The organism is Bacillus sp. SRB3LM, from assembly GCF_015712745.1.
Lineage (GTDB): Bacteria > Bacillota > Bacilli > Bacillales > Bacillaceae_G > Bacillus_A > Bacillus_A thuringiensis_K.
Map to the genome: position 1 here is coordinate 148,408 of NZ_VWVQ01000021.1, position 21,562 is coordinate 169,969.

Below are 21,562 nucleotides of genomic sequence, written 5' to 3' on the forward strand. Positions count from 1 at the left end.
CGATATAAATCGAGCTGCACTGATATAACTGAAAAATTGCTCATATAATTTCATTTACCACAAAACATAAAATCACAGGACATTTGCCTCTTATAAAGGAATATATATATTCAAAAGGAGGAGAATCGAAATGAAAAGGGTAATGTACGTTGTATTATTACTCAGCTTCGTCGTCGGAATGACAGCGTGTAGCAGTGGATTGCCCTCAAGTCGTACAATTTTGTCTATCGGAAAACCAGCGGAGGATAATGTTATATATTTTACGCATACAGATAACAAACGAAAGATACATGATATACAAGACATGTTTCAAAATAAGAAGTGGAAAAGAAATGAAACATTCAGCACTGTTAATAAAACACCAGATGTCGTCTTATCAATAGATGAAGACAACAAAGGGTTACCGGCATTATATGTTACCGTGTATTTTCATGAAAATGGAGCGGACGTTTTGAATTTGTATGGGGAGTATACGAGCTTAAATAAAGAGGAACTTGAAAATCTTAGAAAAAAGATGAGTGCATATTATCCTAAAATGATTTTTGGTCTAGTGTTATAAATTACTTGTAAATAAAATCCCCTTATTTTTCCAAAGTAAACTAAGAGAAGGTGATCTGTCTATATGCAGTTAATAGAATATCACTTGCCACTTTAATTTTCTTTTAATATAATTAATTTAGAATTTTTAAATATTCTAAATTTTATAAAGGTGGGGTTTTTGTGAATCTCGTTCAATCTTTGGCTGAAACGGCAAAAAAGAAGGGGGAAAAACCGGCTTATATATTTATGGATCAGTCGGTCTCATATGACCAATTAAACAAAATGGTCACAAGGTTTTCTAGCAATTTAGCAGAAATGGGCATTGGAAAAGGGGACAATGTCGCATTAGTTGTTGGGAACTCACCACATTTTTTGGTCGGTTTATACGGAACAATGAAAGCCGGAGCAACTGTTATTCCAGTTAATCCAATTTATACAGCAGACGAAATGCATTATATTTTACAAAATGGAGATGTAAAAACAATCATCGTACTCGACGTCCTTCTACCTGTTATACAATCTCTTACAACAAGACTTCCTTCATTAGAAAACATCATCATATGTGAAACCTCATCAGATTTTAACCATACAGAAACCGAAAAAATGAAAACGTTTACTAGTTTTGTGGGGACTGGAGATACAACTTACGAAGGTCCTGAACTAGATGAAGAAGATGTAGCGGTTATTCTATACACTTCGGGCACAACTGGAAAACCGAAAGGCGCTATGTTAACACATAAAAATTTATATAGTAATGCGAACGATGTGGCGTCGTATTTACAATATACGGCTGATGACCGCGTTGTTGCGGCACTGCCTATGTTCCATGTATTCTGTTTAACAGTTGCGGTAAATGCACCGATTGTGAACGGGGCAACGATTTTAATGTTACCGAAATTTAGTCCGAAAGAAGTATTCCGTATTTGTCGCACGTACGAACCAACGATCTTTGCTGGCGTACCGACGATGTACAATTATTTATATTTATTTGAAGAAGCAAGTGCAGAAGATGTGAAGACGCTTCGCCTTTGTATTTCCGGTGGTGCATCGATGCCTGTTGCTCTTCTGCAAAACTTTGAAAAACGTTTTAACGTTATTGTTTCAGAAGGATACGGTTTATCAGAAGCATCACCAGTTACTTGTTTCAATCCGCTAGATCGTCCTCGTAAACCAGGATCAATTGGCACAAATATTTGGCATGTAGAAAATAAAATTGTAAATGAACTTGGGGAAGAAGTACCTGTCGGCGCAGTCGGCGAATTAATCGTTCGCGGACCTAACGTTATGAAAGGATACTATAATGCACCAGAAGATACAGCTGCGACATTGAAAGACGGCTGGCTATATACAGGTGACTTAGCGAAAATGGATGAAGAAGGTTACTTCTATATCGTTGATCGTAAAAAAGATATCGTCCTAGTTGGCGGTTATAACGTATATCCTCGTGAAGTAGAAGAAGTATTATATACGCACCAATCAGTAGCTGAAGTTGTTGTAATCGGTGTTCCTGATGAAAACTTAGGAGAAGCTGTGCGAGCGTACGTCGTTTTGAAGCAAGCAAACGTAACAGAAGAAGAACTAATGCATTACTGTACGTTACATTTAGCGAAATATAAAGTGCCGAAAAGCATTGAGTTTTTAATAGAATTACCGAAGAATACGACTGGTAAGTTGTTAAGAAGAGCATTGAGAGAGAAAGCGATGCAAGTGTAATGAAGAAAAGGTCTCCTAAAAGATATTTTAGGAGACCTTTTCTTTGTTTATCGTAATAACTTTTTCTCATATGAAATGTAGTAGGAAGTTTGTATATATAATAGCGGAGCGTGTTCAACTATTTGATACGAGTAGTAATGAAGATATTTCTCTTACTTTCTTAAACACAGTTATTACAATTAGAAAACCCACATTTATGCTATTCCAATGAAACTCAATGTATTAGCTTCATTGGAATACTAGAACAAAAGTGAATGTAAAAGTTTAGTTGAATCATGTTCATATTCTGTTGTTAGTAAATAATAATAGATGTGATTATTGTAATCTTAAATTATATAACAGAATTAATTATCTGTAATGATATTTTAAAAATTGTTATTAAATTGTCGTATTTTGTGCACAAAATCTTCAAAACTTTAAAACTGCATTTACATTACTCTTTAGTTTATATAAATTGTGATATGTAACATTATATATGTTAAAAATATTTCAGTGAGGTGAGTTTATGGAAGGTAAGAAACAAAGGAAGTGGTATCAGTATTTAATACAACTTATCGTAGTTGCATTAATTGTTACTTCTATACCACTGAATGGGTTGGCAGAAACGGCACCACCGTTTACACCATCTCCAAATTCAGAACAAAGTCCAGAAGTGGAAAAGAAAGAGGAGCAGGAATTACCAGCTCCACATCCAGATCAATTAAAGAAGGATAAGGCTAAAGCACAGGCGAGTCCGACTGAGATTGTAGAAGAAAGAACGGAAACCGAAAAGGTTTTTGATAACAATGATGGTACTTTTACAAAGAGGGTATATACGGAACCGATTCATGCAGAGAAAGATGGAAAGCTAGAAGAGGTTTCACCAAAATTAGTAGAAGCACCAAATGAAAAAATTGTAACGGAAAATACAACATTAGAACCAGAGTTCGAGAAAGCGACACAAGATGGAAAGTACGTTCAATTTAAAGTAAAAGATCATACTATTCAGTATAAACTAATAAGTGCAAATGGTGAAAAAGGTGAAATGAAGCCATCACCAGTAACCGCAACACATGAAAATAATACAGTATGGTATAAAGGGGTCTTCCCAAATATTGATTTAAAGAGTACGACATTCAATGAAAATGTAAAAGAAGATTTTGTATTACGTGAGTATACAGGACACCACATTTTTACATTTTCATTAGAAACAGATTTAACACCTAGCTTACAGGAAGATGGTTCAATCGACTTCCAAGATGAGAAAAAAGAAAAAGTATTCACATTGCCGAAACCATATATGAATGATTCCAATGTGGATCAGCAATCAGGTGAGGCTGTAACGTCAGATGCGGTTCGCTACAATATTGAGAAGAAAGATGAAAAAACATATACATTAACTGTTACTGCAGACCCGCAGTGGTTACAAGCACCAGAGCGAAAATATCCGGTATATGTAGATCCTTCAATTGAATTGGATAATTTTGAAAATGCTTACGCTTCAAGTGCGTATCCAACTGTCAATTATTCAGGGGGAAAACTTTGGGATTCAGGTCAAAATGCTTATACGTTAAAAGTTGGATATTATGATGGAGCATCTGGAACTAATTTTTCATTTATTAAACCAGATGTTTCAAACTTAAAGGGTGCAAAGATTGAAAGTGCAACATTCCATGCCTATGCAGTTTGGCATTATTATGCGAATCAACCAAATGGTGTTTGGTTAGATGAAGTAACAAGTGGATGGAATGTTGGAAGTGTAAACTGGAATAACAAACCAGGTTCTAACAACATTGCACACGCTGATGTGGGCCGCGGAAAATGGGCCCAGTTCAATGTAACCAATACAGTGAAAGCATGGGTAGAAGGCGCGAGACCAAACAATGGCTTTAAGCTACATGCAAATGGTAATGGTCAAAACCATTGGAAGAAATTCATTGCAGCTGAAAATGGAACGAATGCACCATTCTTGGAAGTGAAATATTCCTACGCAAAACCGAATAAGCCAAGAGTACAAGCTTACTCAAATGGCAGTGGGAGTGGTTCAGGTCACTTCAATGTACAATGGGACGCAGTTCCAGGAGCAACAGGTTATAAAGTTGCCATTTTTAATGGATATGACTATGAATATATTCCTGTTGGGAATGTGACAAGCTGGACGACGAAAGATAAAAAAATATTCCCGACGCCAGAAGAAATTGCACAAGGGCGTTACTGGATACATGATGACGGAAAAGGTGCAGAAGCGCCTACTAACCCAGGACAAATATATAAAAATGCTTACGAGTCAGGAGGTCCGTACGGGGATTATAGCGGAAGAAGTAGCTACTGGATTCGTATTGTAGCAGAGTATCCGTTTGGGGATAGTCCACTTTCAGATGAAATAGTTCCATTTATTCCATTAGAACAAGTGAAAAAGCCAGATGGATCGGCCTACATTAATGCGACAGATAAAGAAACAGGATATGTCACATTAAAGTGGGATGCAGTTCCAGCGGCTGCAGGCTATAAAGTTTGGATTTATAACGGAAAAGATTACGAAGCGTTCGATGTAGGAAATAAAACAAATTGGACAACGCAAAATGAGAAAATTTGGCCAACGAAAGATGAAATTGCAAAAGGCCAATATTTACTTCATCATGATAAAAAAGGTGCAGAATTAGCAGTTGATCCATCACCTGTGTATAAGAATTCTGGCGGAATTTATGCTGGTTTTAAAAATTATTGGTTCCGTGTAACAGCGTATAGTAAAGCCGGACATGCTGAAAGTGAAATTTCGCATGAGTTTGTACCTAAATTTGCTCAAGACTTTGGGTTTATAGGGATGTTTGATTACTGGGCATCAGTTCCGGTACTAAATGGCACAGTGAATGCTACAAATGGTAACTTTATTATGAGTGAGAAAGATATTACGTTATCAGGGCGCGGACCGGATGTATCAGTAGAAAGAACGTATAATAGCCAAAGTAAAAAAGTAGGTTTATTTGGTACAGGTTGGTCTAGTGGATTAGAAGAAAGAATTTTGGCTGAAGGAAATGGAAACTTACTATTAATTTCTGCCGATGGCGCAAATATTACTTTTACTAGAACGGGAGATAATACGTATCAAGCCCCTACTGGTATATATTTAGAAATTAAACAAGTATCAGGCGGATATGAAATAAAAGATAAAGACCAAACGGTTACTTTCTATAAATCTGGAGATGCACAAGGTCGTATCCAGTATACAAAAGATAAATACGGAAATACGACGACATATGAGTATGATGGTGAATCACGCTTATCAAAAGTGAAAAATGCTTCTGGTAAAGAGTTAGTCGTACAATATGATGGAAATAATAAAAAAGCAGCAAGAGTAATCGGCCCAGATAGCAAAACGATTACATTTAAATATGATGGAGATTTACTCGTTTCTTCTACAACACCAGAAGGAAAAGTATATAAATACGGATATGATAATGGATTACTAACATCTATTTATGATCCGCAACATACAGATGCCAAACCATATAAAACATCGTATGCATACGAGAATAATAGATTAGTAAAAGTAACGGACCCATTAGGAAAAGCTACGACATTAGCATATAATACAGATGCGAAAGAAGTTACGTTAACGAATCCTAAAGGGCGTAAAACTGTTTATACGTATAACGATGCTGGAAACCCAGTCAAAACAGTTGAAGATTCTGGGCGTCTAAATTTAACAACAACGTATGAATATAATGCAAATAACCTAGTAAAAACAACAACTCCTAAAAATCAAACAGAAACAGCGACCTATGATGGTAATGGGAATGTAACTTCTGTTACTGATGAAATGGGAACAGAAAAGTTTGAGTACAATAAAGACAACGGGCTTATAAAAGCGACAGATAACGAGAATCGTGAAACAACAGTTGCTTATAAGGCTGCAAATACAGAAGTATCTGAAACAGACCAAGCAGCAAATACATCATCTTTCATGCAGTATGATCAGTTTGGAAATCCAATTGCGACAACTAGAGAGTTGGGAACAGGAGAAAACCTGATTCAAAATCCAAGCTTTGAAATGAATGGTACGGAAAAATGGGTACCAGTAAATGCGAATAATTCCGGATCTATTACAAAAGATGCAACACCGGCACCAGGTGGTCTGGGCGGAGAATCATCACTTAAAATTTCAACAAAAGCAACGAATAATGATTGGGGCTATATTGCTGCAATTCAAGAAGTAACGTTAGAACCAAATACAACGTATACGTTAAGTGGTATGATGAAAACGGATTTAGCCAATGGTGCCGCTTTCTTCAATGTACAGTTATTAAATGAAAACGGTGCTGGTGTAGATGGTGGATGGCATGATACTCGTCACAATAAAGTTCAAGGAACGAGGGATTGGGTTAACCGTCAAGTTACTTTTAAAACAACAGAACAAACGAGAAAAGTAAAAATCTATTTACAAGTAGAAAATGGCAGTTCTGCTACGAGTGGTTCAGTCTGGTTTGATAAGATTCAACTAGAAAAAGGTGAAGTTTCTTCTAGCTTTAACCCAATTGAAAATAGTAGTTTAGAAAATACGGCGGGAAATGGCTGTATGCCAGGTTGGATTAGAGGAGATGGAACAAGCTGTGATCCGAAAGATGTTTCTCAGCAAGAGAGCTTTACGGGACATTCATCTATTGTATTAGAGCGTAGCCAATATGGTGGTTCAGATGTAGGATATGGCAAGCATATCACTATAAATCAGAAAAAAGCAGAACCAATTACGCTAACAGGAATGTCTAAATCAGTAAATGTAGAAAATACTGCACCAGATAAACTCTCTCGAGATTACTCTATTTGGGCAGATGTACATTATCAAGATGGTAGTGGGGAAAATTTCCAAGCGAAATTCCCAAGTGGGACAAATGATTGGAATCGTAGTGCGGTTGTAATCCCTGCCACTAAACCAATTAAACGTATGGAAGTTTATATGCTCTTTAGAAGAGAGAATAAAGGAAAAGTTTGGTTTGATGATATACGTCTATTAGAAGGAAATGCTCTAATTAAAAATGAGTACGATAACGATGGAAATGTTGTTGCTGCTTATGATGAAGAAGGACAGAAAAACACCTTCACATATGATACATCAGGAAATAAAAAGAGCGAGACAGATGAAAAAGGAAATACAAAATTATATGATTATAACAAAGATAATCTATTAACGAAGGTTACTTTGAAAAATGGTACTTCTGTAAATTATCGTTATGATCATAATGGAAACACAACAGAGAAATCTGTTATGTTTGGTGGGAAAACGCAAACACACAAATATGAATATGATGTAGATAATAAAAATACAGTGTATATCGATGCGTTAAACCGTCGTATTGAAAACACGTACGATGAAAATGCAAACAAGATTAAAACGAAAATGCCAAACGGTTCTATTTTAGAATCTGTTTATGATACAGCAGACCGTGTCATTGGTGAAAAACGCAATGGAAAAGATTCATTTACATTTGAACGTGATCAAAATGGACAAGTTACGAAAGTGAAAGATCTTGTCAACGGCGTAGAACGCACGAAAACATACGACAAGGCAGACCGCGTCACAAGTGCAACAGATAGCCGAGGCGGAAAAATTGATTGGGCATATCACGATAAAGCAAACAGTAAGACAGAAAAACTAAAAGAACAAACAGTAACGCAAGGCGGATACACAAATAAAGTATCGTATGACTACAACACGTTAGATCAAAACATTCGTGTGACAGACGGTTCTCAAACGTATCGATTTGATTATGACGATCAAGGCAATGTTCGTACGTATACAGCTGGAAATGGTTCAGGCTCTACTTTCAACTATGATCATGCGAACAAAATTAAAGATTTAGTAGTAGGTACGTCAAATAGTATTCTACTTTCTGAACGATATGAATATGACCAAGCGGGTAACCGTACGAAGATTAAACATGAAGGTGCGGACGGAAAAGTAACGGAAACAAACTTTGTATATGACCCGATCAACCAACTATTAAATGAAGCATTACCAAACGGAACAACTAAATCATACACATATGATGGATTTGGGAACCGTACAAGTGTGAAAGTTATAGAGAATGGAAAAGAAACAAAATCTATAGCAGCAACATTCAATGAAGGAAATCAACTTGTAAAATTCGGGAACGAATCGTTAACGTATGATGCGAATGGAAATCGTACATCTGATGGAAAGTACAAGTATACATGGAATGAAGATGACCAAATTGTAGCTATTACAAAACAAGGTGAGAGCAATACATTCGCAACTTATAAGTATGATGAGGATAATCGTCGTATTGAAAAGAGTGTAAATGGTCAAGTAACACGTTATTTCTATGATGGAGACAGCATTAATCCGTTATATGAGACGGATGGTAGTGGAAATGTTCTTCGTCAATATGTATACTCAACAAGTGGCGCGCGTCTAGCGATGAAATCAAAAGGACAAACGTTATACTACCACTACAACCCTCGTGGTGATGTCATTGCGATGACAGATCAAAATAGAGAAGTTGTAGCAACGTATGAATATGATTCATGGGGTAACGTATTAAAGAGCGACGCAAAAGGTATCGCAGCAGATAATCCATTTGGATATGCGGGATACATGTATGATAAAGAGATCGGCATGTATTATCTAATTGCGCGTTATTATAATCCAGATCATGGTGTGTTCTTATCGGTGGATCCAGATCCGGGTGATAGTGATGATCCTGTTACGCAAAACGGATATACGTATGCAGATAATAATCCAGCGATGATGACGGATCCTGATGGGCATGCACCTTGGCTTATTCCTGTAGCGATAGGTGGCTATAGAGCTTATAAAGGATACAAAGCAATTAAAAAAGTTAATAATTATAATAAGCAAATTAAGAAAATAAATAAGCAGAAAAATAGGCATTCAAATAGTAAAAGAAACCCTCAATTATATCATGGATATGAAATATACAATAAACATACCCAACAAGTCGTTAAAGTTGGGATTAGTGGGAATAGAATTAAAAAAAATGGAAAATCATCGAGAGCAGAAACTCAGGTAAGAAACTTTAATAAAAATCATGGTAATCAATTTGCCTCACGTATAGTTAGAAAGAATTTAAGAGGAAGGTATAATGCTGAAACGTGGGAAAAGAGACATGTGAATTATATTAATATGAAACAAGGGAAGAAGTTGACTAAACCTTTTCATAGTAGACCTTAAAATAGAAATAAGATTAGATAAGGTGTGATGATATGGCAATAATAAAAGATATTCAATTATCGTTATTAAAAGAATACATTAATAATCCAATGGAAAAGAGAATGCATAATATTAGTAGATTATGTGAGGATGAAATCTTCTTCAAACAAACTAGATGTATTACGTCTTTATACAGTAGGTTACTTCCAAGATTAGTAACAAAATATGAAAAGGGTATCCTAATACATTGTGTAGAAAATATGGATTTATTAAATGAATCAGAGAGAGCATGTCATGTATTTCCAGAGTATATTAATATATTTTTGGGATTTGATAGCGAAAAGTATTTTTCACTTATTTCAGATAGAGAAAAAAAAGAATTAGTACTTAACCTGATACATGCTGAAATGAAAAAAATTGCAGAACAATATAATTGGGATTTAGAATCGTTGGAAGGCGTGTACAATAAAATAGTAGATTTAAATTATACTAATCATTTTAGTTATAAAAAAAAGAGTAGCACAAATAAAAAATATATGTGCAGTATAATTTGTGAGCATGAGGTATCATATGCTGATATTTATTTAGAAATAAAAACGTATAGAAGTAAAAAGTTAATAAAAAAAGAACTTCTGGTTAGAGAAAAAGAAACATATGAAGCAGAAATACTTAGGCATGTAGGGAAAATACTTTGGACATTGGATCATAAAGTTACAATTATGGATGAGAGAAATCAAACGGGATGGATACTCACATTTTTGGAAAAAGAACATATATCAGATTTGATTTGGAAGCTTGAGAGAATTGAAAATTAGACTAGATGATTTAGATATATGAAAGAATAATAGAATATTTAGTGGCAGAAATCGATATAAACGGGTAAAGAATTAGTATGTGAAAGTGAATAAGTAGAGTAATAATTAACAAAGGGAAAAGAGCTCATATAGGCTCTTTTCCCTTTGCATATATTAATCCTTAAAAATACACATAGAACTATGAAAACCCAAGGACAAATGTTCTATAATTTTCATAAAGATTTAGTTACAATGACAGATAGATAAAAGTAACGAAATTTATCGTTTTGATTAAGGAATTCTTTTCAGTTAAATTTAATTATAAAAATAGGGAGATGGTGTATAGTTGATTAAATTGATTAAACAAGAAAAGGGTAAAATCTTGTACTGGGAAGTATGGGAAGAAGATAAGAAAACTTTAATTGTACATTGCGGCTGTGTTGGTGATACAGGTGAAGTGTATGAAATAGAACTGTATCCATTTCAACGTGTTGAAAAAGAAATGAAAGAGTTAGCAGATGAACATTTGGCGGATGGCTATAAGGTACTCGATGAGGAAGAGCTAATAGAATTTGTTTTGCAATATGATTACACAGAAAATCAGTTGGAAGAAGCGTTGGAAAAACGAAACCAAGTTCAAGAGATAATGGATGAAGCGTTAGGGTGGTCTGGAAATGGCCATTGTGATGATGGAGATATTGGTAGCGGGACAATTAACATATTTAACTTTGTAATTGACGTTGATAAAGCGTTGAAAACAATTCTAGATGAATTAGAAAATAAGCAGTTGTTAGATGGTGTGAAGATTGCCTATGTAAACGATGAGGAAGATTATATACAGGTGTATCCTAGTGAAGGTGAATTTGATTTACTATAAATCTACTGAGTAGAGGTGCCAAATGTATGTATCAGGAGTAGGTATTTTTGAAGATAATCTATCTGAAGATATAAAGTTTGATTTCCAAGATTTGATTAGTGAAGGCTATAGCTCAGAAGAAGCTACTGAGATGATGGTGAATACATATATTTCATCTTTACGAAAACATGAGGAAAATATTTTTTGGCTAGCGTTGGCTGCAATTCAATGGGAACTAGGAAGATTGAATCCTCAAGTTAAGGAAAAAGCCATTTGTATTATTGAAAGTAAATCAGATTTAAAACGATGGTGGAGAGAACCAGAATTAAAGAAGAAAAGAGAGCTTGTTTTGGAGAAATTAAAAAAGAATTTAGTTTCACCTTTGCCAGAACCGAAAAAGGTAAAAAGAAGAGTGGTTCTAAAAACTGAGCTTGAAATTGGAGATGTCATTACGTATCGGTTATTAAGCGGGCAGTACATTATACTAAAAGTCGTGGGTGTGAATGAGTATGCTGGAAATGCATATCCAATATTGATGTTATGTGACTGGATTGGACGAAATATTCCTGATAAAGATGGAATTCTCACGATGGAAATGAAAGAAGGATTAAATCAATATTTTCAAAAAGGATTTCAGTACATAGAAGTGTTTCCATTAAAGAAAAAGAGTTATCCAAAAGAACGTATTCGCCTTGTATATAAAAATATAGAGGTACCGTCAAGGGATGCCTATCCAATTATGTCTATGGCATGGGATGAGTTTGATGATGATATTGAAGAATATTATGAATTAAAATAAAAAAAGATAAAACATGAAATATAAAATGCACCCAAAGTATTGAGTGCATTTTTTTACAATCTTTATATATTTGGCTGCATTAATTCCAAAATGTGCATCACAATATAACATGTGAAATTTTAAAATACCAGTTAATACCCGATTAATTTAACTAATAAAATAATGAGTGGAGGATGAAGCCCCTCACTCATTAAAGTTTCACTTTATTTTTTCTCTACCAATTTCTTATTCTTCCAATCTAGTGTGAACAATTTATTAAATGTTTTTTGATCAACGTCTTTTACGTTGTTTCCAACCCAGTTTGCAGTTCCGAATGTGTAGCCTAGACGAAGTTGGTAGTCGTCGGCGTGTTTTGTATAAGCGACCTGTAAGTTAGATTGATCTGTATTTTTTTCAGAGATAACAACAGCAATCATACCAGGAGAGAAACCACTATTTGTTAATGCTGGAAGTTGATCCATCGGTATTAAATTACCTTTTGCATCAGATTCATATAGGTATGTGCGAGAGTACATAAACAGTTGGTTTCCGTATAAAGAATGGTAGGAATCACGTGTGTAAATACCCCAGTTTTGATTGTTAAATCCGTTAAAGAATACGTTCCATTTTACGTTTTTGTTTGTTTGGTCAATTAAATTTGTTTTATAACTAGTTTGTTTATAGCTTACAGAGTCCGACCAAGTGACTTGACCAGTTGCACCCGCTTCAGCGCTAGGGCCATTAGGCGTTACAGAAGCTTTAACAGAGCCACCAAGTTGATAAGATACGCTAGATGTTACAGTCGTTTCTTCTACAGCATTTGTAGGTGCTACGTTAAAGAAACGAGCGCTGTTATCTTGAAGGTTAAATGCAACATCATATTGTGAAGGATAACGTAATGTTGCACTAGCGCCAGGGATTGGGTAGTTATCAATAGGTGCATCACTTATAGTAGAATTTGCTTTTAGAAAACTACCAGTTGTATTAATAACGGCAATCTGTTTATCAGCGCTTGGGTCATCGATAAAAGTCACCTTTAAAGACATTGTCATATTATCAGCTTGATCATTATTAAATGTATTATAGCTCGTATGTGTTTTTGCATTTTGCCCGATATCTGTTACAACTTGCGATGTTGTTTGAGCATAAGCAGCAGGTGGTGAAAGAGTTACAGCGCTACTAGCAAAAACAGCGGATAATGCTAAACATTTTAAGTATGTTTTAGAACGTTTCATACAATCACTTCCTTTTATCTTTGTCGATATATGTCGTATTACATTTATATCGTAACATGAAAATAAAACGGAATGGATGGTTATGCATAATTGCATAGATGAGTTTTAAAGGATAAAGATAATAGAATTTCATCCAACACTTAAGACTCAAAAATGTCCATTACAGCCGTTCTTAAAAATTTTAAGACAATATGTTTATCAATGTTCTTATTCTGAAGATTGAAGCGCTTAATATTTACGTTATAAGTGCATAACAAGTTATAATAGAAGAAATCAATAAGGAGGCTGGCTGTGAAGAATCTTCGTTATCTCAATATATTTACCATATTAATTATATACACACTACTTATGTTTTACATCGGCTGGAACGGATGGATTTGGCTTCATGCGGTATTTGGCTGGGAATCTTGGGGATATTATGCTTTCATAGTTGCATTTATTTCATATGCGTACATTCTCGTGCAAGTGTTTAAGTTTTTGCCATTTCTGCGAACGATAGGTTCGATTTGGTTTGCGGTTATACAATATGCGCTTATGCTGTTGCCATTAGCTAATATTATGGTCTTTCTTTTACAGTTTTCAGTAGAGAAAGAAGCGGCAATTATTTGGACAGGGGCGGCTGTGATAGCTGCATTTATCTTTATCTTTGCGTACGGAGTATTTAATGCGTATAGCCCGGTAGTAAGAAAGTACGAGGTGCACATACCGAAAAAGGTAGAGGGGCGTAAAAGTTTACGCATTGCGATGGCTTCTGATATGCATTTTGGTAAACTGTCTGGCGTTTCGCATTTAAAAAGACTTGTTCGTCATGTAAATGAGATGGAGCCCGATATTATTTTGCTACCAGGTGATATTATCGATGATCATCCAGGTGTGTTCATTCAAAAGAATATGGGACCAATCATGAAACAAATGAAAGCACCATTAGGCGTATATGGTGTTTTAGGGAACCATGAATACTACGGTAGAGCGGTTCCAGAGTTTTTACAAGAGATGGATAAGATTGATATTCGTATTCTTTTAGATGAAGTAATTACAATTGAAGATGACTTTTATCTCGTTGGAAGAAGAGATAAAACAGAGCGAGATCGTCAAAGCTTTGAACAATTAATGAGTACGGTAGATAAATCGATGCCTGTTATCGCAATGGATCACCAGCCATTTGAGTTGAAACAAGCAGCAGCGGCAGGTGTAGATTTATTATTATCCGGTCATACACACCGCGGACAAATGGCGCCCAATCATATTGTAACGAGAAGAATGTACGAGCTAGACTGGGGATACTCACAAAAAGGCGCGTTCCACGCAATTGTTTCTTCTGGATTTGGATTTTGGGGACCACCGCTTAGACTTGGAAGTAGGTCGGAGATTGTGCAGGTAGAAGTTACATTTGAATAGGGGTTATGAAATAGAGAGCTAATGGCTCTCTATTTTTTTAAATAAAAACAAATAACAATAAATATTTATGTTGGTGCTAATTTCATAAAAGAGATAAGATTATAAGACTCGATTAAAATAAAGGGGGATTGTAAGTGATCATATCAGATGTACTATACGGAGAATTTGAAGTGGATCAAGTAGTAGAAGAATTAATTTCAAGTAAGTCTATGCAAAGACTAAAGGGAATTCATCAAGCAGGCGCAAGTTACTTAATGAACGAGAAATGGAATGTAACGCGCTTTGATCATTCAGTTGGTGTTATGTTATTAGTGAAAAAACTAGGTGGTTCAGTAGAAGAACAGATTGCTGGTTTACTACATGACGTATCACATACTGCTTTTTCCCATGTGATTGATTACGTTTTTGATAATGAAGATGAAAGTTATCATGAAGAGATATTTAGTTCTGTTGTGAAAAACTCAGAAATTCCAGCGATTCTTGCGAAGTATGGTTATAACTATGAAGATATTTTGTTAGATGATTCGAAGTGGACGTTACTCGAAAGGTCAGCACCAGAATTATGCGCAGACAGAGTGGATTATACATTACGAGATATGTATACATATGGGTATGTTTCTTTAGAAGAAGTTCACAGTTTTTTAGAAGATGTCATCGCTGTAGATGGGAAAATGGTTGTTCAAAGTGTCGAAATGGCAGAATGGTTTACAGAAACGTATTACAAGGAAGTAATCGATTTCTTTATGGAACCAATGAATATTTACGGAAATGATATGTTAGCGAAAACGTTAAAGGTAGCTCTTCATAAAAGGATTATTCATGCAGATGATTTTCTTCTTGAAGATGAGGAGCTTATTTCGAAATTGCAGCAATGTAATGACCCCGAAGTAGAAGCTTTATTAAGCAAAGTTCATCGAAATGTAAAGGTAAAAGAAGATAGAAACGATTATGATTTACATCAGAAAAATAAAGTGCGTCTTATTGATCCGCCGTTACTTCGTGAAGGGAAAATCGTTCAGTCGTCTGTTGTGTCAGAAAACATAAGACAGATGAGTGATATTGCTTATGAAAAAGCGGTGAGAGGGATGTATGTGAAAGTGATTTCGAATTAAAAAAGAAGTAGCGCATCGTTTTTAGAGCGCTACTTCTTTTTTATTAATGATCAAACCAATTCCAAATCTCAATATCTCCAAGAGTCGCATAACGTACGTGCGGGGAGTTTTGTAATTTTAATAACTCTTTCGATGGGCCAGTAATAACAATTCCGTATACTTTTACACCGTTATCCTTTACATATTGATAACGTTTATCTAAGTTTAGTTCTTTCTCAGAAAGCGCTGCTATTTTGCTTACCGTTTTTTTATGGATAGAAAGGACGCGCATCATTTCGGTTACTTTGTCTTCTTGCGTTTTCTGCCCGTCAGTTTCATTATCGAGGAATCTTACATGTTCTGGAAACCCTATAGCTTCTCCGCCATGTAGGATATAGTCATCTACATTTTTTCTTTCTTGTCCTGTATCTAAAGCGTACCATACAGGAGTTGGAGGGAGTTCTTGTGCCTCGAATATGCTATATAAAAGCGGTTCTAATTCTTTTAAAGTGTAAGCTTTATCAAAAGAAATTGCTACTTCTGCAACGGTTCCATCATGTACTTTTGCAAGTGTATCCCATACTTTTTTTGATGAATCCTTTAAATAATCACCCTGCTCTGTTTTTGGATGAACAAAGAAGAGTTTTGGTTGATAGAACGGATTCATCCAAGTTTGCTTCGTGATATCTACAGATGATAAGAAGCTTTTTGTTTCTATTGTACCGAGGGGCATTTCTTTTTTACCGATGGTTCTTACTAAATCAAATTGGCTATTCGTACGGAAAAAAGCTTCTACACTTGTTCCGCCTCCCATAACGCGGCTATTTGGGATAGTTGCTTCAAGTGCAAGCGAAGGAACCTCTCTAATTTCTTTTAGCCTTTTATCATTATTAGCTTGAAAATAAAAGGCTGATAATACCCCGCCGATTATATAGATAACGATGCAAATTGATAATATAAAACCAAACGTTTGTAAACGATGTTTCCACTTAATTCTCCAAAACGGAATTTTAAGATCTTTTGGAGGTAACTTTTTCTTAATTGGTTCTGTTTTTGTTAACAGCTCATCTAAGTAAGCTTCACACTCTTCACATGACTCAATATGACTTTCTAACAGTTCTTGTTCATCATGCGTGAGCGTTCCATTTTCATACTTCTTCCATAGTTTTTTAAATTCTGCACAGCCCATCTGTATCACTCCTTTATGCTTTTTATTTCTTTTCGTCCCCTGTGTAATTCAATTTTCACTTTCGCTAATGAGAGACCAGTCATTTCTGCTATTTCCTTATAGGAGAATCCATAGTAATCTCGTAGTAGCAGGGCATTTCGTCTTTCGAGCGGAAGAGCGTATAAACTTTCTAACCAACTAGCAATCTCAAATTTTACGAAATATGCATGTTCTGTACTTGGAACGTTTGGTAAATGGAATTCTGCAACTTCTGTTGTTTTATATTTCTTTTCTTTTCGATACCAATCGATAAAGGCATTGTAGGCAATTGTAAATAACCACGGCCTAATTTCTTCGCCTTTATAATAATCAATATGGACGAGCATTCGGTAAAATGTTTCTTGCATGAGATCTTCCGCATAGTGGGAATCTCCGGTTAGGGAGAGAAGATAGCGAAATAAATCTTGCATATGCTCGGAGTAAATGTCTTCTAATGATTGTTTGCGTTTCACTACATTTCCCTCCCTTCATACATAACAACGAAATACATATAAAAAAGTTACAATTTTTTATGGAATTATAGTAAAAAACGTCAAGAATTGGATAGGATTCTCTTTTATCATAATACATATAAGGCGGGTGAACAGAGATGGAAAGCTATGAAACACAAATTCAAAGGTCAATTGATTATATTGAGGAAGATGTAATGGAAAAACAGACGCTGCGTAATTTAGCACGTATTGCAGGTTTTTCTGAGTCGCATTTTCATCGTGTATTTCAGGCATTAGTAGGTGATACAGTAATGGAGTATGTTCGAAAGAGGAGGTTAGCTCGGGCAGCTTATCAACTTTCTCATACGGATGAAAAAGTTATTGATATCGCATTTGAGCATGGCTTTCAATCTCACGAAACGTTCACGAGAGCCTTTAAGAAATTATTTCAAATGACACCGAGTGAATATCGAAAACAAGAAATTGAAACACCGATGTATTACAGCGTGAATGTAAAGCAAAGAAAATTAAATCCGTATTTAGGAGGCATACAAATGGAATATCGTATTGTAAATAAACCAGAATTTTTAATGGCAGGTTATGAACTGAAGACGACAAGTAAAGAAGGGAAAAACCATCAAGACATCCCAGCATTTTGGCAAGAATATTTACAAAAAGATCTTGGAACAACGATTCCGAATCGTAAAGATACGAGCCAATGGGTAGAGCTTGGATTATGTACTGATTTTAATTTAGAAACAGGGGACTTCACTTATATTATTGGAATGGAAGTTACAGACTTTGAAAATGTACCAAATGAAATTGCAAAGCGTACTTTCCCTGCAGCAACATATGTAGTATTTACAACGCCGAAAGTTCCTCATAAAGAAATGGTATCGTCTATTCACCAAACTTGGAATGCAGTATTCTCAGAATGGTTCCCGCATTCAGGATATGAACATTGCGGAGTTACAGAGTTTGAACTGTACGATGAGCGTTGCCACGAAGATAAGAGTGAGTTTGCACAAGTAGAGCTTTGGATACCGGTGAAGAAAAAATAATAGGGTAAGAGCGAATCATTGAGAGATGGTTCGCTTTTTTTATAAGTGGATTGTTAAATTTGTATTGTTTTATCTGTAATACATATGAAAATGGTAAAATAAAATAGCAATTAAATATTGTGGGTGGAAGGTTATGCCCTTTCTTCATTTGGTGAAGAAAGGAGGTGTAATCGTATGGAATTTCTTTTGCAAATTTTGTTGGAAATCACAAAAACTATAGCTAGAGAAGGTATAGTTTTGGGATTTAAGAAATTAACGGCAAAAAAGCGCAAAAAGAAGACCACCCGTCTGCCTGCGAAGCGTGGGAAGTCTTCTAAGCGCAAATAAGCTTTAGTTGCAACCTTCCACCTTACGGTAATTAGTTGCAGTGACGGGGTGTTGGAAGCACCTCGTCTACTTCATTTTATGCAAAACTTAGTTAGTTTATACTTCTATTTATAGTATAACAGTTTAGAAATGTATTTGTTAATAGTTTTATTTTTACTTTGTATAGTAGGGAGGTAGGTTAGTATTGTCGGTTTTTGTCGGTAAGTCGATATATCTAGAAAATCGCTGATATATTTTGAATTGCGCCGATATATTTCGAAAATCGCTGATATAATTCGAGTTGCGCTGATATATTCAAAAAATCGCTGATATAATTTCATATACCGCTAAAACACCTCAAAAAAACGATCTGCATAATTTCAATTACCGCAAAACTCTCCCAGAAAAGAAAAAAGACGCCACATAGCGTCTTTCCTACGAACGAAACGGAAATACAAGAATAATCGTCGTTCCTTTTCCGAGTGCACTATCAACGGAAATTGTCCCGTTATGAGCATGAACGAGCTGTTTTGTAATGGCTAGGCCAAGTCCAGTTCCGATGTTGCTTTCTTCTGTGTTTGTTCCGCGGTAATATCGTTCAAATAGAAGTTCTTTCGTTTTTTCATCCATTCCTTTTCCATCATCTGAAATGGAGAGTGTAAAGGAATTAGCGTTTTGTGATAGTTTTACGATGACATTAGTCGTTTCGTTATTATGTTTTACAGCATTTACGAGTAAGTTTTCGATAATACGCTGAAACCATTTTTCTTCAATGAAATATTGAATTTTATTTGAGCTCGGTACGAATTCAATATTTTGATTTTGGAGTGTTGGATTGTTAATAAATTGCAATAATACTTTTTGAACGAACTGATTGATTTCAACGTTTACGTGCTGTGCAGGAAGGCTATTATTTTTTAATTGATACGTTAAGCTTAAATCATCAATTAATGTCGTCATATATTGAGATTTCTCTTTCATAACACTACCAAATTGCTGAATATCACGATCAGTCCAGTTATATTGATTCGATTCAAGTAATAATGCGTAGCCATATATAGAGCTAAGTGGTGTTTTTAAATCATGCGTTAGACCAGTAATCCATTCTTCTCGTGTTTGCTGGAGTACTTGCCTCATCGCATCATTTTTTTTGAGTGTAATAGAAAGGTGTTCTAGTGAACTTGTCACATCTCTAAACAAACGGAATGACCATTTTTCTTTACCAGATCGCCGGAACCTGACAGGTTTTCCTTTTTTACTAATAGGTTCTTCATACTTTCCACCAGCGATATTTTTAAGCCAGCGCATCGCATGTAATAACGGTTTCCCGAATTTATTACCGTACCAAATAGAAAGAATGACTAAATAAACAAATACGATAAGAAGGATTAATCCGCATCCGATGAGAAACTTCTTAGTAAATACATCTTCCATTTCATCATCTGGATAGTAGTGCTCATTTTTTGCAGTTACAACGAGAAGGTTGCCACTATTTGCATCGTAAAAGCTAGACGTGTTTTCTTTATGATTCCACGGTTCTTTTTCATTAAGGGCAATTTGTATTGCTGAAAATGTTTTTTTCTTTCCAGTTGGATAGGAAAAAACCTCTTCGCCATTTTGATTAAATATTTGAAGTGCTGCTTTTTCTTTAGACAGTAACTGTTTTTCTTGATCTGTTAATGTGAACGAATCCATCGTTAAAGAGGAATGATCCTTTTGAATTGCTGTCAGTAACGCATTGCTTTTTAACATACCACCATAAATAACAAGTACTTTCTTTTCTTCTAATTCAATTTCCCAATATGTAAATTTATAATTACTTTCGATATGATGTTGTATGTATGCGACTAAAGATGTCTTCGTATAAGCATTCGGAACATCATTTGGTGTATTAAAGTGGTAGAGGATTTTTCCGTCTTCATCTACAACTTGGAGCCAATCATTTTTCTCTTTTATTAAATCTTGCACTTCAGATTGTAATGAAATATGCCCATCTTCTGAAGAGATGTATCTTGAAATTGTAAAACTATCAGAATCTGGAATATTAGGTTCGTATAAAGTACTAGTAAGAAGAAAAATTAAATAAGTAAAAGCAGCAACTACAGCGATAAGTAATGTAACTAAAACAAAAACGTGTTGCATGATAAATTGAATAATAAGTCGTTTATTAAAATTCATATCGTCACCCTACTTTGTAACGAACTTATAACCAAGCCCGCGAACGGTTTTTATATATTCTGGTTTACTTGGATCGTGTTCAATTTTTTCACGTAGTTTTCGAATGTGGACCATAACAGTGTTGTCATCGCCATTATAGGCAGGTGCTCCCCAAACTTTTTCATATATTTCCTCTTTCGAAAATACGTAGTTTGGATTCTCGCAAAAGAAGAGTAGTAGTTGAAAGAGTTGAGCGGAACATTCGACAATATGCCCATCTACTGTTAGTTCTGCAGAGTGCTGATCAATTTCAAATCTTCCAAATGAAATCGAGTGTGATTTTTGCTCGTGTGGAACGGTTTGTTTCATATGTCTCCGAAGCTGTGCTTTCATGCGTACTACTACTTCTAATGGATTAAAGGGCTTCGTAATATAATCATCCGCACCGTATGAAAATCCAGATATTTTATCTAAATCAGATGCTTTTGCTGATAGGAAGAAAATGGGACAATCTGTTTGTTGGCGAATGATTGGACAAATATCAAAACCAGATTGTCCAGGAAGCATTACATCTAAAATAATTAAATCGTAATTGTTTTCCTTAGTTAGAGATAAAGCTATTTCAGCTGATGTTGCAGTTGTAATATGAGAAAAACCTTCTTTTTCAAGAATGGTAGTTAGTAATTGTAAAATTGCAGTTTCATCATCAACGAGTAAAATATTTGCTTGGTACATAAACATCCCTCCTAATTTTCTCGAATATCATATCATCCTTTTGTAACTTATGGAATTTTTAAGGAAATTTT

The 21,562-nt window shown here is 35.2% G+C and carries 16 protein-coding genes and 1 pseudogene; 11 read left to right on the top strand and 6 right to left on the bottom strand.

All coding sequences use genetic code 11. The annotated features are described in order from the left end of the window. Positions 1 to 130: 130 nt before the first annotated feature. The 7 genes from F3I02_RS14005 (at position 131) to F3I02_RS14035 (ending at position 11,870) form a co-directional block, all read left to right on the top strand. Positions 131 to 559, top strand: a complete 429-nt coding sequence (locus F3I02_RS14005; protein WP_046945935.1) for an electron transport complex subunit RsxD — start codon at positions 131 to 133, stop codon at positions 557 to 559. A 161-nt stretch (positions 560 to 720) separates the two neighbouring features. Further along, positions 721 to 2,253, top strand: coding sequence for a fatty acid--CoA ligase family protein (locus tag F3I02_RS14010; RefSeq protein ID WP_196478082.1), 1,533 nt, complete (start codon positions 721 to 723; stop codon positions 2,251 to 2,253). Between the two features lie 43 nt (positions 2,254 to 2,296). Next, entirely contained in the window at positions 2,297 to 2,464 is a 168-nt protein-coding gene (locus F3I02_RS14015; RefSeq protein ID WP_170965442.1) for a hypothetical protein, read from the top strand. 294 nt (positions 2,465 to 2,758) lie between these two features. Further along, the gene (locus F3I02_RS14020) at positions 2,759 to 9,442 is read left to right on the top strand and encodes a DNRLRE domain-containing protein (protein WP_230876830.1); all 6,684 of its coding nucleotides are present in this window, start codon (positions 2,759 to 2,761) and stop codon (positions 9,440 to 9,442) included. Positions 9,443 to 9,474: 32 nt separating this feature from the next. Next, complete coding sequence (locus tag F3I02_RS14025; RefSeq protein ID WP_176133242.1) at positions 9,475 to 10,236, top strand: hypothetical protein; 762 nt, start codon at positions 9,475 to 9,477, stop codon at positions 10,234 to 10,236. Between the two features lie 325 nt (positions 10,237 to 10,561). Further along, the gene (locus tag F3I02_RS14030; protein ID WP_078439360.1) at positions 10,562 to 11,092 is read left to right on the top strand and encodes a hypothetical protein; all 531 of its coding nucleotides are present in this window, start codon (positions 10,562 to 10,564) and stop codon (positions 11,090 to 11,092) included. A gap of 22 nt (positions 11,093 to 11,114) precedes the next feature. Then, the gene (locus tag F3I02_RS14035; protein WP_078439359.1) at positions 11,115 to 11,870 is read left to right on the top strand and encodes a hypothetical protein; all 756 of its coding nucleotides are present in this window, start codon (positions 11,115 to 11,117) and stop codon (positions 11,868 to 11,870) included. Positions 11,871 to 12,073: 203 nt separating this feature from the next. Here the strand turns inward: F3I02_RS14035 and cytK2 are convergent, their stop codons facing one another. Together cytK2 and F3I02_RS34660 are read right to left on the bottom strand one after the other, a co-directional pair. Continuing rightward, on the bottom strand, positions 12,074 to 13,084 hold the full coding sequence (gene cytK2, locus F3I02_RS14040; protein ID WP_196478083.1) for a beta-channel forming cytolysin CytK2: 1,011 nt from the start codon (positions 13,082 to 13,084) through the stop codon (positions 12,074 to 12,076). A gap of 143 nt (positions 13,085 to 13,227) precedes the next feature. After that, positions 13,228 to 13,341, bottom strand: a pseudogene (locus tag F3I02_RS34660) (TetR family transcriptional regulator); the annotation flags it as partial. 34 nt (positions 13,342 to 13,375) lie between these two features. Between F3I02_RS34660 and F3I02_RS14050 the strand changes: the two are divergent. Both F3I02_RS14050 and F3I02_RS14055 read left to right on the top strand, forming a co-directional pair. Next, on the top strand, positions 13,376 to 14,482 hold the full coding sequence (locus F3I02_RS14050) for a metallophosphoesterase (protein ID WP_196478084.1): 1,107 nt from the start codon (positions 13,376 to 13,378) through the stop codon (positions 14,480 to 14,482). 134 nt (positions 14,483 to 14,616) lie between these two features. Continuing rightward, the gene (locus F3I02_RS14055; protein ID WP_046945930.1) at positions 14,617 to 15,594 is read left to right on the top strand and encodes an HD domain-containing protein; all 978 of its coding nucleotides are present in this window, start codon (positions 14,617 to 14,619) and stop codon (positions 15,592 to 15,594) included. A 43-nt stretch (positions 15,595 to 15,637) separates the two neighbouring features. Here the strand turns inward: F3I02_RS14055 and F3I02_RS14060 are convergent, their stop codons facing one another. Next, positions 15,638 to 16,762, bottom strand: a complete 1,125-nt coding sequence (locus F3I02_RS14060; protein ID WP_046945929.1) for an anti-sigma factor — start codon at positions 16,760 to 16,762, stop codon at positions 15,638 to 15,640. A gap of 5 nt (positions 16,763 to 16,767) precedes the next feature. Then, the gene (locus tag F3I02_RS14065) at positions 16,768 to 17,253 is read right to left on the bottom strand and encodes an RNA polymerase sigma factor (RefSeq protein ID WP_196478085.1); all 486 of its coding nucleotides are present in this window, start codon (positions 17,251 to 17,253) and stop codon (positions 16,768 to 16,770) included. A 137-nt stretch (positions 17,254 to 17,390) separates the two neighbouring features. On the opposite strand from F3I02_RS14065, the gene F3I02_RS14070 reads away from it, so the two are divergent. Then, positions 17,391 to 18,293, top strand: a complete 903-nt coding sequence (locus F3I02_RS14070; protein WP_046945927.1) for an AraC family transcriptional regulator — start codon at positions 17,391 to 17,393, stop codon at positions 18,291 to 18,293. Between the two features lie 174 nt (positions 18,294 to 18,467). Further along, the gene (locus F3I02_RS14075; protein ID WP_000394945.1) at positions 18,468 to 18,620 is read left to right on the top strand and encodes a hypothetical protein; all 153 of its coding nucleotides are present in this window, start codon (positions 18,468 to 18,470) and stop codon (positions 18,618 to 18,620) included. A gap of 414 nt (positions 18,621 to 19,034) precedes the next feature. On the opposite strand, the gene F3I02_RS14080 is transcribed toward F3I02_RS14075, so the two are convergent. Both F3I02_RS14080 and F3I02_RS14085 read right to left on the bottom strand, forming a co-directional pair. After that, complete coding sequence (locus F3I02_RS14080; RefSeq protein WP_046945926.1) at positions 19,035 to 20,777, bottom strand: sensor histidine kinase; 1,743 nt, start codon at positions 20,775 to 20,777, stop codon at positions 19,035 to 19,037. A gap of 9 nt (positions 20,778 to 20,786) precedes the next feature. Continuing rightward, positions 20,787 to 21,491, bottom strand: coding sequence for a response regulator transcription factor (locus tag F3I02_RS14085; protein ID WP_000283861.1), 705 nt, complete (start codon positions 21,489 to 21,491; stop codon positions 20,787 to 20,789). Positions 21,492 to 21,562 lie beyond the last annotated feature (71 nt).